This window comes from Actinomycetota bacterium (assembly GCA_030776725.1).
Taxonomy (GTDB): Bacteria; Actinomycetota; Nitriliruptoria; order Nitriliruptorales; family JAHWKO01; genus JAHWKW01.
In genome coordinates this window covers 1-13,997 of sequence record JALYHG010000182.1, presented here as the reverse complement: position 1 = coordinate 13,997, position 13,997 = coordinate 1, and the positions used below count along the sequence as shown (strand labels likewise).

At 71.3% G+C, this 13,997-nt stretch carries 15 protein-coding genes; 13 read left to right on the top strand and 2 right to left on the bottom strand.

Annotated features, from left to right (window positions below; genetic code table 11):
• Positions 1-11: 11 nt before the first annotated feature.
• A complete protein-coding gene (gene lpdA, locus M3N57_08675; protein ID MDP9022754.1) occupies positions 12-1,421 on the bottom strand; it encodes a dihydrolipoyl dehydrogenase in 1,410 nt (469 codons plus the stop codon).
• 142 nt (positions 1,422-1,563) lie between these two features.
• On the opposite strand from lpdA, the gene gcvT reads away from it, so the two are divergent.
• The 13 genes from gcvT to M3N57_08610 all read left to right on the top strand — a co-directional run bounded on the left by gcvT (position 1,564) and on the right by M3N57_08610 (position 13,291).
• Positions 1,564-2,667 carry a glycine cleavage system aminomethyltransferase GcvT gene (gene gcvT / locus M3N57_08670; protein MDP9022753.1) on the top strand — a complete coding sequence of 368 codons (1,104 nt, stop codon included), beginning with the start codon at positions 1,564-1,566 and terminating at the stop codon, positions 2,665-2,667.
• 171 nt (positions 2,668-2,838) lie between these two features.
• Positions 2,839-3,375: a BON domain-containing protein gene (locus tag M3N57_08665; protein ID MDP9022752.1), complete on the top strand. Its 537-nt coding sequence runs from the start codon at positions 2,839-2,841 to the stop codon at positions 3,373-3,375.
• A gap of 40 nt (positions 3,376-3,415) precedes the next feature.
• Positions 3,416-4,123 (top strand): hypothetical protein, encoded by a 708-nt coding sequence (locus M3N57_08660; protein MDP9022751.1) that lies wholly within the window; start codon positions 3,416-3,418, stop codon positions 4,121-4,123.
• Between the two features lie 261 nt (positions 4,124-4,384).
• Complete coding sequence (locus tag M3N57_08655; GenBank protein MDP9022750.1) at positions 4,385-5,404, top strand: M15 family metallopeptidase; 1,020 nt, start codon at positions 4,385-4,387, stop codon at positions 5,402-5,404.
• A 67-nt stretch (positions 5,405-5,471) separates the two neighbouring features.
• Positions 5,472-6,542 (top strand): glycerate kinase, encoded by a 1,071-nt coding sequence (locus M3N57_08650; GenBank protein ID MDP9022749.1) that lies wholly within the window; start codon positions 5,472-5,474, stop codon positions 6,540-6,542.
• Between the two features lie 119 nt (positions 6,543-6,661).
• Positions 6,662-7,087, top strand: coding sequence for an iron-sulfur cluster assembly accessory protein (locus M3N57_08645; GenBank protein MDP9022748.1), 426 nt, complete (start codon positions 6,662-6,664; stop codon positions 7,085-7,087).
• 156 nt (positions 7,088-7,243) lie between these two features.
• On the top strand, positions 7,244-7,798 hold the full coding sequence (locus tag M3N57_08640) for an HPP family protein (protein ID MDP9022747.1): 555 nt from the start codon (positions 7,244-7,246) through the stop codon (positions 7,796-7,798).
• Positions 7,799-7,894: 96 nt separating this feature from the next.
• Positions 7,895-8,371 carry a hypothetical protein gene (locus tag M3N57_08635; protein MDP9022746.1) on the top strand — a complete coding sequence of 159 codons (477 nt, stop codon included), beginning with the start codon at positions 7,895-7,897 and terminating at the stop codon, positions 8,369-8,371.
• A 96-nt stretch (positions 8,372-8,467) separates the two neighbouring features.
• A complete protein-coding gene (gene trpD, locus M3N57_08630) occupies positions 8,468-9,502 on the top strand; it encodes an anthranilate phosphoribosyltransferase (protein MDP9022745.1) in 1,035 nt (344 codons plus the stop codon).
• Positions 9,502-9,879 carry a tRNA-binding protein gene (locus M3N57_08625; protein MDP9022744.1) on the top strand — a complete coding sequence of 126 codons (378 nt, stop codon included), beginning with the start codon at positions 9,502-9,504 and terminating at the stop codon, positions 9,877-9,879. The genes trpD and M3N57_08625 overlap by 1 nt, the downstream gene beginning before the upstream one ends.
• Positions 9,880-9,882: 3 nt before the next feature.
• Positions 9,883-10,632, top strand: coding sequence for a Sir2 family NAD-dependent protein deacetylase (locus M3N57_08620; GenBank protein MDP9022743.1), 750 nt, complete (start codon positions 9,883-9,885; stop codon positions 10,630-10,632).
• A 156-nt stretch (positions 10,633-10,788) separates the two neighbouring features.
• Positions 10,789-11,757: a thioredoxin-disulfide reductase gene (gene trxB, locus M3N57_08615; protein MDP9022742.1), complete on the top strand. Its 969-nt coding sequence runs from the start codon at positions 10,789-10,791 to the stop codon at positions 11,755-11,757.
• 187 nt (positions 11,758-11,944) lie between these two features.
• Positions 11,945-13,291 carry an acyltransferase family protein gene (locus M3N57_08610; protein MDP9022741.1) on the top strand — a complete coding sequence of 449 codons (1,347 nt, stop codon included), beginning with the start codon at positions 11,945-11,947 and terminating at the stop codon, positions 13,289-13,291.
• A gap of 108 nt (positions 13,292-13,399) precedes the next feature.
• Here the strand turns inward: M3N57_08610 and M3N57_08605 are convergent, their stop codons facing one another.
• The gene (locus M3N57_08605) at positions 13,400-13,813 is read right to left on the bottom strand and encodes a hypothetical protein (protein MDP9022740.1); all 414 of its coding nucleotides are present in this window, start codon (positions 13,811-13,813) and stop codon (positions 13,400-13,402) included.
• Positions 13,814-13,997 lie beyond the last annotated feature (184 nt).

The window sequence follows — 13,997 nt, the reverse complement described above, 5'->3', positions numbered from 1 at the left end:
GCTTCGGGAACTCAGCCGTGCAGGGCGCGCCCCGCCAGGGCGAGGTGGGCCTCGCCAACGGCCTCGTTGAGGGTGGGATGAGGGTGGATGAACCGGGCGACGTCCATCGGGAGCGCCTCCCAGTTGTAGATCAGTTCCCCCTCGGCGATCAGGTCGGTGGCGTGCGGGCCGGTGAGGTGCACGCCCAGGATCCGCCCGGCCGTGTCGTCACGCCTGTCCGCGATCAGCTTGACCACGCCCTCCGACTTCATCATGCGGGCACGGGCGATGGTCTGGAACTTGTAGGTCTCGACGACGACGTCGTAGCCCTCGTCGCGGGCCTGCGGCTCGGTCAGTCCCACCGAGGCGACCTCGGGGGTGGAGAAGGTGACGCGCGGGACACCGGCGTAGTCGATCGGTGGGGGGGACAGACCGCCGAGCTGGTCCGCGACCAAGAAGCCCTCCGCGAACGACGCGTGGGCCAGCCCCAGTGTGGGGATCAGGTCACCGAGAGCCCAGACCCCGTCGACGTTCGTGCGGCAGTACTCATCGACCGTGACGAAGCCGTCTTCGAGGTCCACGCCGACGTCTTCGTAGCCGCAGTCCTCGATCACCGGACGCCGCCCGACCGCGACCAGCAGGAGATCACCTTCGAGCTTGTCCTCCTCGCCGTTTCCGCCCGTGACGGTGACCACGACGCCGCCGTCGCTGGCGTCGGCGGCGCTCAGCCGGGCACCGGTGCGGACCTCGATCCCTTGCCGCCGGAACTGGCGGGCCACCTCACGCGACGAGTCCGGGTCCTCCAGCGGCAGGACCCGGTCCTCCAGTTCGATCACGGTCACCGTCTGCGACCCGAAACCCTGCCAGACGCTGGCGAACTCCATCCCGACCGCGCCCGCCCCCAGGATGATCGGGCGCTCGGGCACCCGGTCGAGGTTGAGCGCGTGGTCGGAGTGGATGATCCGCTCGCCGTCGAACGGCGCCGGTGGGATCTCCCGCGGAACGGACCCGGTGGCGAGGACGACGGCGTCGCCACGCACCTGTTCGCCGCCGACCTCGACCGTGTTCGGATCGACCAGCCGGCCGTGGCCCTCCAGGGTCTCGATGCCGCGAGCCTTCAGCGCGCCCTGCAGGCCCTTCCACATCGCGTTGACGACCTTGTCCTTGTGCTCGTGCACCTTGGTGATCTCCACCCCTTCGAAGGTGGCGTTGACCCCGAAGTCGGGAGCGTCGCGGACGTGTTCGGCGATCTCCGCCGAGTGCAGCAGCGCCTTGGACGGGATGCATCCCCGGTGCAGGCACGTCCCGCCGACCTTGTCCCGTTCGACCAGTCCAACCGACAGACCGAGCTGCGCCGCGCGGAGCGCAGCGGAGTACCCGCCGGTGCCTGCCCCGAGCACGACGACGTCGAAGCGGTCATCGGCCACGGGCCCTCCATCCATGACACGGGTGATGTCCCCTGGTGACGTCCCCCAACGCTAGCCCACCCACCCTGTGACGTACCCGGGAGCCTCGACCGGACGGTCCCGTTTCACGACCGCTGATCGACAGTAGGGTCGGGACGTCGCGGGCGACGGAGATGACATGGTCACGGCACAGCACGAGGGCCTGATCAAGACGTCCCTGTACAGCCTCCACCAGCGGCTCGGCGCCCGGATCGCCGCGTTCGCCGGCTGGGCCGTTCCACTCGAGTACGCGGGCACCGTGGACGAGCACCGGGCAGTCCGCCGCGACGTCGGAGTCTTCGACGTGTCGCACCTGGGCAAGCTGTGGATCGACGGTGACGGCGCGGAGGCGGTGGTGGCTGCGTCGTTCACCAACGACCCACGCGACCTCGGCGACGGCCAGTCGCAGTACACCCTGTGCTGCGACGAGTCCGGCGGGATCCTCGACGACCTCATCGTGTACCGCCTGGCCGCCGACCGGTTCCTGGCGGTCCCAAACGCCGCCAACACCCAGACGGTGTTCGACCTGCTGCGCACGGCAGGCGACGAACACGGTGCGACCATCAGCGACGACTCGACCCGGCTGACCATGCTCGCGGTGCAGGGGCCGAAGTCGCTCGACCTGCTCGACCAGCTCTTCCCGACCGTCGCCACCTCGGTCCCCGAACGTGGGATCGCGCAGATGGATCTGGGCCCGTCCGACGACGGCTGGTACTGCCGCACCGGGTACACCGGCGAGGTCGGGGCCGAGCTCATCCTGCCGGGCCTGGACGGACCCGGGTACTTCGAGGAGCTCCTGAGACTGGGGGCCACCCCGTGCGGGCTCGGGGCACGCGACACCCTCCGCCTGGAGATGGGCTACCCACTCCACGGCAACGACCTGACGGCCGACACCAACCCGTTCGAGGCTCGTCTCGGCTGGGCGGTGGCGCTCGAAGCCCGCGACTTCCGCGGAGCCGAAGCGCTGCGGCGGGCAGCAGCGACCGAGCCATCCCGGCAGCTGTGGGGCATCCGCGCCGTCGAACGGGGCATCCCGCGCGCGGGGATGGCCGTGTCGGACAACGGAGAACGTGTCGGAGAGGTCACGTCCGGGTCGTACTCGCCGATCTTGGGCACCGGGATCGGCCTGGCGTACCTGTCCACACCGCTTGGTCCCGGCGACCGTGTCACGGTCGACATCCGGGGCCGGTCGACGCCGTTCGAGGTCGTCGACCCGCCGTTCCTGGATCGCGACACCCGCTGAACGGCCCCGCAGGCGCGGGGCAACCGGCGACGGCGCGCTTGCGGCCGTACACGAACGGACGGGGACGCAGGCTGCACCGCGACGCGGTCGCCCGCACGGTGGGAGACGACCGGCGCGTCCGCGGCGCACGCCGCCCGGGCCGGACCACCGGGCGGAGAGCAGGAGGCAGCGATGAGCTTCTTCAGCAAGGTCAAGGCCATGGGGCTGCTCGGCATCGGCGCTGCGGCCGGTGTCGCAGCCACGTACTTCTTCGATCCTGACCGCGGCCGCGCCCGTCGCGCGCAGACCACCGACCAGATCGGCGCGGCACTCCGCGACCAGGCTGACGACCTGCGCAAGAAAGCCGACTACAAGGCCGGTGAGCTCCGCGGCGCCATCGCGGAGAAGCTCCCGACGCAGGAGGACGGCGACTACGACGTCAAGACCCTCAAGGAGAAGGTCGAGAGCGAGGTCTTGGGCATCGGCGAGATCGACAAGAGCGCCATCGTCGTCACCGCACGCGACGGGATCATCGAACTCCGTGGCGAGGTTCCCACAGTCGAGCAGCGGCGCAAGCTGGTCGAGATGACCCGCGGGGTCGACGGCGTCCGCGACGTGATCGATCTGACCCACCTGCCCGGTGAGACCCCGCCGAACATCGAGGAAGCCGTCGACGCCAGCGGATTCGCCGCCACGACGGCGCGCCGGACGTCGCGGAGCTCCCGGTGACGCACGTCCCGCACGCGTAGGCCTGGGCCCGGAGGCAAGGATGGTCACCAAGAGGCTCGCCAGGTTCAACGCGGTCGCGGTGTTCCCGGATCTCGACCGGGCCATCGAGGCGCTCGATGCCCTCTTCGAAGCCGGCTACGACCCCGACGAGCTGTCCCTCCTCGGGCCGGAACACGCCATGGCACCCGGAACCGGACAGGTCAAGGAAGAGGTGACGCGCGCGGCCGGGGGTGTGGGCAAGAACTTCGCCAAGGGGATCACGTCCGGTGCGGTCGTCGGAGGATCGCTCGGGGCGCTGATCGGCGCTGCCGTGACCACCATCCCCGGGGTCGGCATCGCGGCGGGCGCAGGGGCGCTGTACGCCGGCGTCGCCGGGGCGGTGATGGGCCACATCCCCGGTGCGCTGCTGGGCGTGGAGGCCGGGGCGCGGAAGGCGATGATGTGGACCCAGACCCTCGAGCCGCTCCTCGTGCTCGTCGAGCATGACAAGGTCCTGCTCGGCATCCACTCCAACGACCCCGAGCGGGTCGACGAGGGTGAGGAGCGTCTGGGCAGCTTCGACCCAGAGAACCTCGCTCGGCTCGACGCCGACGAGGACTTCGAGCCACCAGGCGATTACGCGGCGTTGCTGGGTGTGAGCGTGCCGTCCGACCATCCCGAGCGAGCCGGCGGCGAGGTGGGCTTCAAGGAGGCCGACAAACGCATCGGGATGACCGAGCGGGGCGAGCCGCCGACGCGCGGCGAGTGACGGACGCCACCGATCGGAGTGCGGCACCTGACCGCGACACCTGCCGCATCCACCGCACCGCTCCGCTGGACGTGGCTCACCCTGGTGGCTGCCACGATCCTCTCCGGGTCGTGTTCGGCGCCTGGGGACTCGCCTCGGTCGACCAGCCCAGCGACGACGTCCGCTCCGGGGGCTGCCAGCCCGAACGGTGACGGCCACGGCGACGGTGCCCATCCCCACCCACCGGACGCTGCGGCGCGCCAGGGTCTGAGCGCCGACACGGTGGTGGCCTGGACCCGCCACCGGCTGCCCGACGGCTTCACCGCCGCCGTCGTCTCGTCGGGGACAGCGGCCAACCTGGCGGTCGTGCGGGGCGACACGCTGCCGCTGGTGGCCTCCCGCGGGGCCGACGGCCGTGAGCGGCGCCGCGCTCCCGATGGGGCGTGGTTCCCCGTCGAGGTCCTCGCGGTCGACCCCGCGGCCTACGCAGCAGTGGTCCCGGGCGCCTCATCCGTCGTCGACGTGCTCGCTGACGGCTCGGCCATCCTGAGCGCCAGCTCCGCGGAGGTCCGCGACGTCGCCGACGGCGCGACGCTCGTCTTCGCAGGGGGAGCCGAGATCACGGTCGCCGCCGTGGTCGCCGACGAGCTGATCGGCGCCGGCGAGGTCGTGGTGTCACACCGGACCGGCGGGGCACTCGGGGTCGTCACCGACAAGTACGTGCTGGCCCGGCCGAGCCACGACCGCTCGGAACTCGAGGCCGTGGTACGGACCGCCGCCGGCGCGGAGCCCGTCCGGATCCGTGGCGTCGGCGAGGCACCGGTGCTGCGACACGCCGACTCGGTTCTGCCACCCGCGCAGGTCAAGGCCCGGTTCGGCGAGTTCGCCATGCGCGAAGCGTCCGGGCGTGACATCGAGCAGGATCGTGACTGGGTCGCTGCGCACATCGTCACGGCGACCGTCCCGATCGTCGGCCAGGTGCGCTGTCACCGCGACTTCGTCCCGAGCCTGCGCGGCGCCCTGGCGGAGGTCGAGGAGCGGGGTCTCGCCCACCTGGTCGACCGTGGCGACTACGCGGGGTGCTGGAGCCCCCGCCGCGCCGGCGAGGACGGTCCCCTCTCACACCACGCGTGGGGCATCGCGGTCGATCTGAACGCGTCCGTCAACCGCCAGGGTGGGGCATCGACGCAGGATCCTCGCTTGGTGCAGGTGATGCGCCGGTGGGGGATGGCCTGGGGCGGTGAGTGGCTCCTACCCGACCCGATGCACTTCGAGTACCTGGAGCCTCCACCCGCAGGGTGACGGCGACGACGGCGCGCAGCTCGTACGGTCGCCGACAGCGGTCTTCAGGAGAGTCGCTTTGCAGGTCGTGATCGCGCCCGACTCGTTCGGTGGGAGCCTCACCTCGATCGAAGCTGCCGAGGCGATCGCGGAAGGATGGGCCGGCGCCCGACCGGGCGACGACCTCACGTTGGTGCCGATGGCCGACGGCGGGGAAGGCACCCTCGAGGTCGTCGCCACCCGAGGCGGCCAGCTGCGCCACGTCGAGGTCGCGCACCCGCGGGGACGCCCGATCGCGGCAGCATGGCTGCTGCGCCCGGACGGATCCGCGTTCGTCGAGTCGGCCACCGCATGCGGGCTCAGCCTGGTGGCCCCAGGCGAGCGCAACCCCATGCGCACCACCACCTACGGCGTCGGACAGCTGCTGGAGGACGTGCGCCGGGCCGGCGTTGCCCGGGTCGTCGTCGGGCTGGGCGGTTCCGCCACGGTGGACGGCGGTGCCGGCGCTGCTCTGGCCCTGGGGGTGCGCCTGACCCGAGCCGACGGCAGCGGGGCGAAGATCGGTGGTGGGGAGCTGCTCACCGTCCACCACGTCGAACCGACGTGGCTCGATCCGGGTTGGGACTCGATCGAGGTGGCGTTGTGGTCGGACGTCACCTCACAGTTGAAGGACGCCGCCACCACCTACGGCCCGCAGAAGGGCGCCACGCCCGAGATGGTGGCTGCTCTCCAACAGGGCTTGCTTCACTGGGCCGACGTCGTCGAGCGCCACCTGGGTGGCAGCTGGCGGCACCTGCCGGGGTCAGGTGCGGCGGGCGGTCTCGGCTTCGGCTTGGCCGCGGTGCTCGGGGCCACGATCGTGCCCGGCGCCGCGGCGGTCGCCGAGGTGATGGGGCTGCCCGACGAGGCGGCCCGAGCCGATCTGATCGTCACCGGTGAAGGCCGCCTCGATGCCACCTCGCGACAGGGCAAGGTCGCCGGCCACGTGGCCGCACTCGGCGCAGACGCAGGGGTCGCGGTGTGCGCGGTCGTGGGCAGCGTCGCCGGCCACGTGACCGGTTTCTTCGGCGTGGAGGAGGCGGGGGGCGGTGGCGACCCGGCCGGGGAGGTGGCCGCCGCGGCGGCGCGGCTCGCGCCTCGCGTGGCGCGGGCAACGTGACCGGTGGGGTGTTCGAAGTCGGGAAGGTCCGCCGGTAGACTGGCGTTGCAGGTGGCAGCGCCGCACGGAAGCGATCGTGCCGCCACTCTTCGAGGCCACAAGACGACGGGATATCGAACATGAGCGACGCCACCACCGACACCACGATCAAGGAAACCCTCGGCGGGCCCCCGGTCCGCGAGACCCTCGACGGCCCGCCGGCGGGTCTGCGCACCAGCGTGGTCGCCGTCACCGAGCGCGCCGCGACGAAGATGAAGGAGTTCCTCGCCCAGGAGGACGCCGCCAGTCAGGACGTGGCGCTCCGCGTGGCGGTGCAGGCGGGCGGCTGCGCCGGTTTCCAGTACGCGCTGTTCTTCGACGACCGCCGCCTCGACGGTGACCAGGAAGCCGTGCAGCACGGCGTCACCGTCCGCGTCGACGCGCAGTCGGCCAACCACCTGCGGGGCGCGACCATCGACTGGAAGGAGAGCCTCGAGGCCTCCGGGTTCCAGATCGACAACCCGAGCGCCTCGTCGTCGTGCGCCTGCGGTGAGAGCTTCAGCTGATCCGCTAACGGCGTCGACCAGTGGCGACAGCGGGGGCCCCACGGCCCCCGCTCCGCGTTGGGCGGGCCCCGTCGGGGCCGACAACGGCCGCATCCGCCGACGGTGTTGCTCCCGGCGGCCGAGGCGACCGTGGGATCGCCTGAACGAGAGCGGCAGATGGCCGACGTCTACGCCGGTCTGGCTAGCCGAGCTGGTCGCGACCGTGGGGAGACGCCGGGGCGTTTCGCCCTGGGGGCGTTTGCGCTGGCCAACGGGGCGCTGTCCATCGTCATCGTGTCCGTCGCGGCCGTGGTCGTGAACGAGCCGCTGGTGTTCCCGTCGCTGGGTCCCACGGCCTACCTGCTGTCGTACGCGCCGACCGACGTGACCACGGCGCCGCGCAACATCATCATCGGGCACCTCTTGGGCGTCGCCGCCGGCTACCTCGCGCTGGTGGTGTTCGGGATCCTGGACGCGCCGTCGGCTTTCGAGTCCGGCGTCACGGCGTCGCGCGCCGGCGCCGCGGCCCTGTCGCTCGGACTGACGGCCGCGTTCATGACCTGGCTCGATGCGGCCCACCCGCCGGCCGGGGCCACCACCCTCATCGTCAGCCTCGGCATCCTGACCACCCCACACCAGCTGACGGCGCTGATGATCGCAGTGGTGTTCCTGGCCTACCAGGGGATCGCGATCAACCGTCTCGCCGGGCTCCGTGTCCCGCTGTGGCGCTGAGCAACGAGCGCTCGTCACCCGGTCGCTCGCCGGCGCAACCACGTCGATGTAGCCGCTACCGTGCCACCGTGACCCTGATGGTGGGAGCGTGACTCCGTGCGCGTGCTGGTCGTCTCCTCAGACCCCGGGATACGGCTGCGGGCAGGGGCCGCCCTGCGGGCACGCGACGGGATCCAGGTCGATGAGGCCACCTCCGCGATGGATGGCCACCTGCTCACCTCCGAACGCGACTACGACGTCCTGGTGATCGACGGCGACATGCGCCCCGAGGGCGGCCAGTCGTTGCTGTTCGAGATCCGGGCACGCGCGGAGTACGAGGGAGTTCCCGCCCCCCCGGCGCTGATGCTGATGGGGCGCGAGGTCGACCGCTGGGTGTCGAAGTGGGCCGGTGCCGCCGATGCGGTGGTCAAGCCGGTGGGTTCCTTCGACATCGCCCGCCGCGTCCTCGCGCTCGCCGGCGAGGTCGAGTTCCCCGAGGCCACCGAGCGGTGGGGACCCGGCAAGGCGCGCGACATGGACCGCCCACCCGCCCTCGACCATCCCGACGCCCCGTCGAGCGAGCGCGCACCCTGACGACCGTCCGCTGCCGTGCCGCAGCACTGTTCGCCCGGTTGGGGAGCGGCGGCTACCGTGCCGGCGACCCCAGGAGGCGGCAGTGGTGAGGTCGACATGGTGGTGTGGCCAGATCTGATCGGGGCACTGCTACGGGGAGAGGACCTCACCGCTGACCAGGCAGAGGCCGCCCTCAACGCGGTCATGGGGGGGACTGTCAGCCCCCCGGTGGTCGCCGCCTTCCTCGTCGCTCTCCGCGCGAAGGGCGAGACCGACGAGGAGATCGCCGGCCTCGTTCGCGCCATGGTCAACCACGCGGAGCACGTGACGCTCGACGGCGCCGCAGTTGACACGTGCGGGACCGGCGGAGACCGTGCCGGCACGTTCAACATCTCCACGGTGGCCGCGCTGGTCGTGGCCGCCGCCGGCGTCCCGGTCGCCAAGCACGGCAACCGAGCCGCGTCCAGCCGCTGTGGCTCGGCGGATCTGCTCGAGGCCTGGGGAGTGGTGATCGATCTCCCGCCGCCGGCCGTCGCGCAGCTCATGAGCGACATCGGGATCGGCTTCCTGTTCGCCCGGACGTTCCACCCGGCCATGCGGCACGTCGCACCCGTCCGCGCCGAGCTCGGCGTCCCAACGGTGTTCAACGTGCTGGGGCCACTGACCAACCCCGCCGGCGTTGACCGGCAGGTGGTGGGAGTCGCCGACGCGCGACTCGCTCCGCTGGTCGCGGGGGCGCTCCTGCGGCTGGGACGGTCGCATGCGCTGGTGGTCCGCGGGGAAGACGGCCTGGACGAGCTCACGACCACCGGTCCGAGTCGGGTGTGGGAGATCCGCGACGGCCGCGTCACAGAATCGCGTTTCGATCCCGCTTCTCTGGGGTTGCCTCGCGCCTCGCTCGATGACCTGCAGGGCGGCGACGTCGACGACAACTTGCGGGTGGCCGACTCCGTCCTGGCGGGCGGGCCCGGGCCGGCGAGCGACGTGGTGGCGCTCAACGCCGCCGCGGCCCTGTACGTGGCGGGCGCCGCATCCGACCTGCGGGGGGGACTGCAGCTGGCTCGGGCCACGCTCGCGTCGGACGCCCCCCGCCAGCTGCGGGACCGGTGGGTCCGACGCAGTCGGGAGCTCGCCGCGGAACACGTCGCCTGATGGTCGCAGACCCCCCCCACGACCCGGCGGTCCTCGCCCGCAAACCCGACGTCGGCGTCGACGTCTTCGATGCCCTCGACGTCCGAGTCGGTCGGGTGGTCGACGTCGAGGAGTTCCCCCAGGCGCGGAGCCCAGCCTGGAAGGTCACCGTCGACTTCGGCCCGGCGGTCGGCCGGCTCCACACGAGCGCGCGTATCACCAACTACGGACGGCCAGAGCTGCTCGGCCGTCAGGTCGTCGGTGCGATCAACCTCGGGACGAAGCGCATCGCGGGGTTCGAGAGCCAGTTCCTCATCCTCGGCGCGTTCGAACCCGCCGGGACGGTCCGGCTCCTGCAGGTCGACGGTGACGTCCCTCCGGGTGCCCCGGTGGGCTGAACGGTGGCGCGTGACGTCGAGGCGCTCGCGGCCGCGCTGGTGGCTGCCGCCGGTCGGGTCGTGGTCCTGTCCGGCGCGGGGATCTCGGTGTCGAGTGACATCCCCGCCTTCCGTGGGAGCGGAGGGTTGTGGGAGCGGTACGACCCGCTGGAGTACGCCCACATCGGCGCTTTCCTGACGCGATCGCGCGAGGTGTGGCGCATGCTCCGTGAGCTCGACGCGGTTCTGGACGAGGCCCATCCCAACCCGGCGCACCATGCCCTGGCAGAGCTCGAGGACCTCGGGGTGGTCGGAACGGTCGTGACCCAGAACGTGGACGGGTTGCACCAGGAAGCGGGGAGCCGAGCGGTCGTCGAACTGCACGGCTCACGTCACAGCCTCACGTGCCTGGAGTGCGGCGCGGTGGTTCCGCGCGAGGACGTGTTGGAGGTGGTGGCGCAGGACGAGGTGCCCCGCTGTGAACGGTGCGGGGGTCTGCTCAAGCCGGATGTCGTCTTCTTCGGCGAACCGCTCCCGGCCGGGGCGATCGAACGTGCACGTGACGAGGTCCGCGACTGCGAGGTGCTCGTGGTCGTCGGCACCTCGGCGGAGGTCGAGCCGGCCGCCAGCCTCCCAACGCTCGCCGCCGCCCACGGCGCCGCCGTGTGGGAGGTCAACCCCGATCCGACGTGCACTGACGCGGTCCACGTCGCGCTCCCGGCGGAGGACGCCCTGCCACAGGTGGTCGAGCTCGTCCGCGACCGGCTGTCGTGAGTCGCAGCCGGGCAGACGGTTCCCGGCAACCGGCGGGTGGTGATCAGACGGCCATGGTGCCGCGTCGGTGGCCAGGAACGTTCGGTCGGGCCGTCAGGAGGTCGTCCGCCGCTAGCTTGCGAAGGACGAGAGCACCTTGCGGATCACGAGGGAGCGATGGCGGAATCGGATACAACGCGCAAAATAGTCATCCTCGGTGGTGGGCCGGCCGGGCTCACGGCGGCCTTGTACGCCGCTCGAGGCAACCTCGAGCCGCTGGTGATCGAGGGCGCCGAGGCAGGCGGGCCAACCGGTGGGCAGCTGATGCTCACCGAGGACGTCGAGAACTACCCGGGTTTCCCGGAGGGGCTCACGGGGCCGGAGCTGGTCGAGCAGATGCGTGACCAGGCGGAGCGTTTCGGCACGATGTACTGGACCGAGGACGCCGAGGAGGTGGACCTCTCGGAACGCCCGTTCCGCATCGCGACGGAAGAGCGCGAGGTCTTCGCCAAGGCCTTGGTCATCGCGACCGGAGCCCGGCCGCGACGCCTCAACGTGCCCGGCGAAGATCGGCTGTGGGGATCGGGCGTCTCGGCCTGCGCGACGTGCGACGGCTTCTTCTTCCAGGACCAACACGTCGTGGTGGTCGGGGGCGGTGACTCGGCCATGGAGGAAGCGACGTTCCTCACGAAGTTCGCCTCGAAAGTCACGGTCGTCCATCGGCGCGATGAGCTGCGGGCCTCCAAGATCCTGCAGGATCGCGCCTTCAAGAACGATCACATCGAGTTCCTCTGGAACACCGTGGTGACCGAGATCCAGGGCGACGGCCAGGTGTCGGCTGTGACGCTCGAGAACACGGAGCCCGGCGACTCCCTGGAGCGGACCGGCGAGACGCGCGAGCTCGAGTGCAGCGGCTTCTTCCTGGCCATCGGCCACATCCCGAACACGTGGCTGTTCGAGGACCAGCTCGATATGGACGACGAGGGCTACCTCCTCGTCGAGCAACCCAGCACGAAGACGAACGTCCCCGGCGTGTTCGCCAGCGGCGACTCCGTGGACCATGTCTACCGGCAGGCGGTCACCGCCGCCGGGACGGGGTGCCGGGCGGCGATGGATGCCGAGCAGTTCCTCTCCGACATGGAATGAGGTCTTCCGCGGCGGTGTCGCGTCTGCCGTGATGCGCTCGGTACCCGATCAGGCGTGCAGGCGTCGTCCCGCAGAAGCCGTTGTCGATCGGGAGCACGTCGACGTTCGAGAAGCCGGCTGCGTGCGCGTCCCCACGGAAGGCGGCGTCGTCAGGCTGTGATCGAGTGATGGCCGTTAGGCTGGCCGGATGCCGAGTCAGCGACCACTGACCGCGGAAGAGGTCCACCGACTCACCCCCCCGGATCGCAACCGCTTCGCGGATCTGCTCCGGGTCATCTCCATCATAGTGGTCGTCATCGGGCACTGGCTCATCGCCGTGGTGGCGGTCAGCGACGGCGAGTGGGTAACGGGCCGGCTCCTGGAGTTCGTCCCGGCCACCCGGTGGGCGACGTGGGTCTTCCAGGTCATGCCGCTGTTCTTCTTCGTCGGTGGGTACGCCAACGCTGCGTCGTGGAGTGCCACTGCAGGCCGCGATGTGCCGTGGGCGGTGTGGGTGCGGCGGCGGTCCCGTCGGTTGCTCCGACCGGTCGTGCCGTTGCTGGCGCTGTGGGTCCCGCTGGCTGTGCTCCTGGGACTGGCGGGTGTGCCCGGTGAGCTGCTGCAGCTCGGGACCCAGGTGGCGTTCATCCCCGCCTGGTTCCTGGCTGCGTACGTGCTGGTGGTGGCTGCCGCGCGGGCCACGTTCGCCGCTCATCGGCGCTGGGGCCTGGGCGCGCTCGCGGGCCTGGTGGCCGTCGCCATCGCCGTCGATGCGGCGCACCTGTCAGGTGTCCCGGTGGTCGGGTACACCAACTTCTTCTGGGTGTGGGTGGCCGTCCACCAGCTCGGGTACTTCTGGTACGACAGCCGTCTCCCGGGCTCGTTCGGGGGACCGGGCCTGGCGATCGGTGGGTACGCCGTGCTGGCTGTCTTGACCACGGTCGGCGGTTACCCGGTCGCGATGATCGGGGTCGAACCCGGCCAGCGCAGCAACAACTCGCCGACGTCGATCGCCCTGTTCGTCCTGGGAGTCGCACAGTTCGGCGTCGTCGCCGCGGTCCGCGATCCGGTTGAGCGGTGGCTGCGCCACTCCAGGGCATGGGCGTGGGTGGTCGCGGCCGGGGCGGTGGCCATGACGGTCTACCTCTGGCACCAGACCGCGCTCGTGGTCGTGGCTGCGTTGACGATCCCGACCGGGATCTGGCCGGAGACGGGCGTCGCGGACCTGCGCTGGTGGTCGCTCCGGCCGCTGTGGCTCGTGCTGTGTGGCCTGGTGCTGGTCGTCCTCGTCCGCGTCTTCGCCCGGTTCGAGCGGGTCGGCGAGCCCCGGTCGCGGTCGGGACGGGTCCGCGCCGCGGTCGGGGTGGTGGCCACGACCGCGGGGATCGGGCTTCTGCTCGCCGGCGGGCTGTACGACCCCGCCCAGACCGCGGGGATGCCGCTCACCGCCCTCGGGCTGCTGTTCGCCGGGCTCGGCGCGCTGGGCGTGATCCGCAACCATCCTGCTGCCGAGCTCCGCACGGCCGAGCCCACGGAGCAGGTGACCGGGCCGTGACCGTTGCTGTCGGGCGACGTGGCGACGGGTCGAGCGTCAAGGTGACGACCGCCTCCCCCTCGCTTTCGACGACCCACCCCCGAAGCAACTGTGAGGCGGTTGGGCCGTTCAGGCGGCGGCCAGGAGCCCGACACCGAGGACGACCGTCCCGGTCGCAAGGCTGGCACCGCCCAAGTAGGCGAGGTTGATCAGCCGGTTGGGGCGCTCGGCCTCAGGGTGCACCACCGACAGGAAGTAGGCGACCGGCAGCAGCACGGCCGAGGCCGGGATAGCGATCCGGACGAGTTGCTTCCACCCGCCGGTCAGTTCAGCGTGGTCGACGAGGATCAGCGCCACCAACGACAGCACGAGCAGCACGCCGGCGTGGGCGTGGCCCGCTCGCCACAGCCGCTGCCGGAGCGGGTGGCGGTAGTAGTCGGTCTGGCGGGTGATCCAGTGCCACAGGATGCTCGCACCACCGAAGACCACCGTCGGGATCAACAGCAGGATGATGCCTGCGGTCAGGATGCTGTCCTGTGACATCTGGCCGCTCCTCGGTGCGACGGGTACCTGCGATGGGTAGCTGCGATGGGTAGTGGGTGCCTGCGTACGGTCGGCGACCTGCCGATCGCACGACGTGACCTGGCAGCCGGGGCATCACAGTGTCTGCGCGGTTGAGACGGGGGTCGTGGCGGCGGTCAGGCCGCAGATGCGCGACGGCCCGGGC

Coding starts and splice junctions, on each gene's coding strand:
- lpdA (MDP9022754.1), bottom strand. CDS start 1,421: ATGGATGGAGGGCCCGTGGCCGATGACCGCTTCGACGTCGTCGTGCTC.
- gcvT (MDP9022753.1), top strand. CDS start 1,564: ATGGTCACGGCACAGCACGAGGGCCTGATCAAGACGTCCCTGTACAGC.
- M3N57_08665 (MDP9022752.1), top strand. CDS start 2,839: ATGAGCTTCTTCAGCAAGGTCAAGGCCATGGGGCTGCTCGGCATCGGC.
- M3N57_08660 (MDP9022751.1), top strand. CDS start 3,416: ATGGTCACCAAGAGGCTCGCCAGGTTCAACGCGGTCGCGGTGTTCCCG.
- M3N57_08645 (MDP9022748.1), top strand. CDS start 6,662: ATGAGCGACGCCACCACCGACACCACGATCAAGGAAACCCTCGGCGGG.
- M3N57_08640 (MDP9022747.1), top strand. CDS start 7,244: ATGGCCGACGTCTACGCCGGTCTGGCTAGCCGAGCTGGTCGCGACCGT.
- trpD (MDP9022745.1), top strand. CDS start 8,468: ATGGTGGTGTGGCCAGATCTGATCGGGGCACTGCTACGGGGAGAGGAC.
- M3N57_08625 (MDP9022744.1), top strand. CDS start 9,502: ATGGTCGCAGACCCCCCCCACGACCCGGCGGTCCTCGCCCGCAAACCC.
- trxB (MDP9022742.1), top strand. CDS start 10,789: ATGGCGGAATCGGATACAACGCGCAAAATAGTCATCCTCGGTGGTGGG.
- M3N57_08610 (MDP9022741.1), top strand. CDS start 11,945: ATGCCGAGTCAGCGACCACTGACCGCGGAAGAGGTCCACCGACTCACC.
- M3N57_08605 (MDP9022740.1), bottom strand. CDS start 13,813: ATGTCACAGGACAGCATCCTGACCGCAGGCATCATCCTGCTGTTGATC.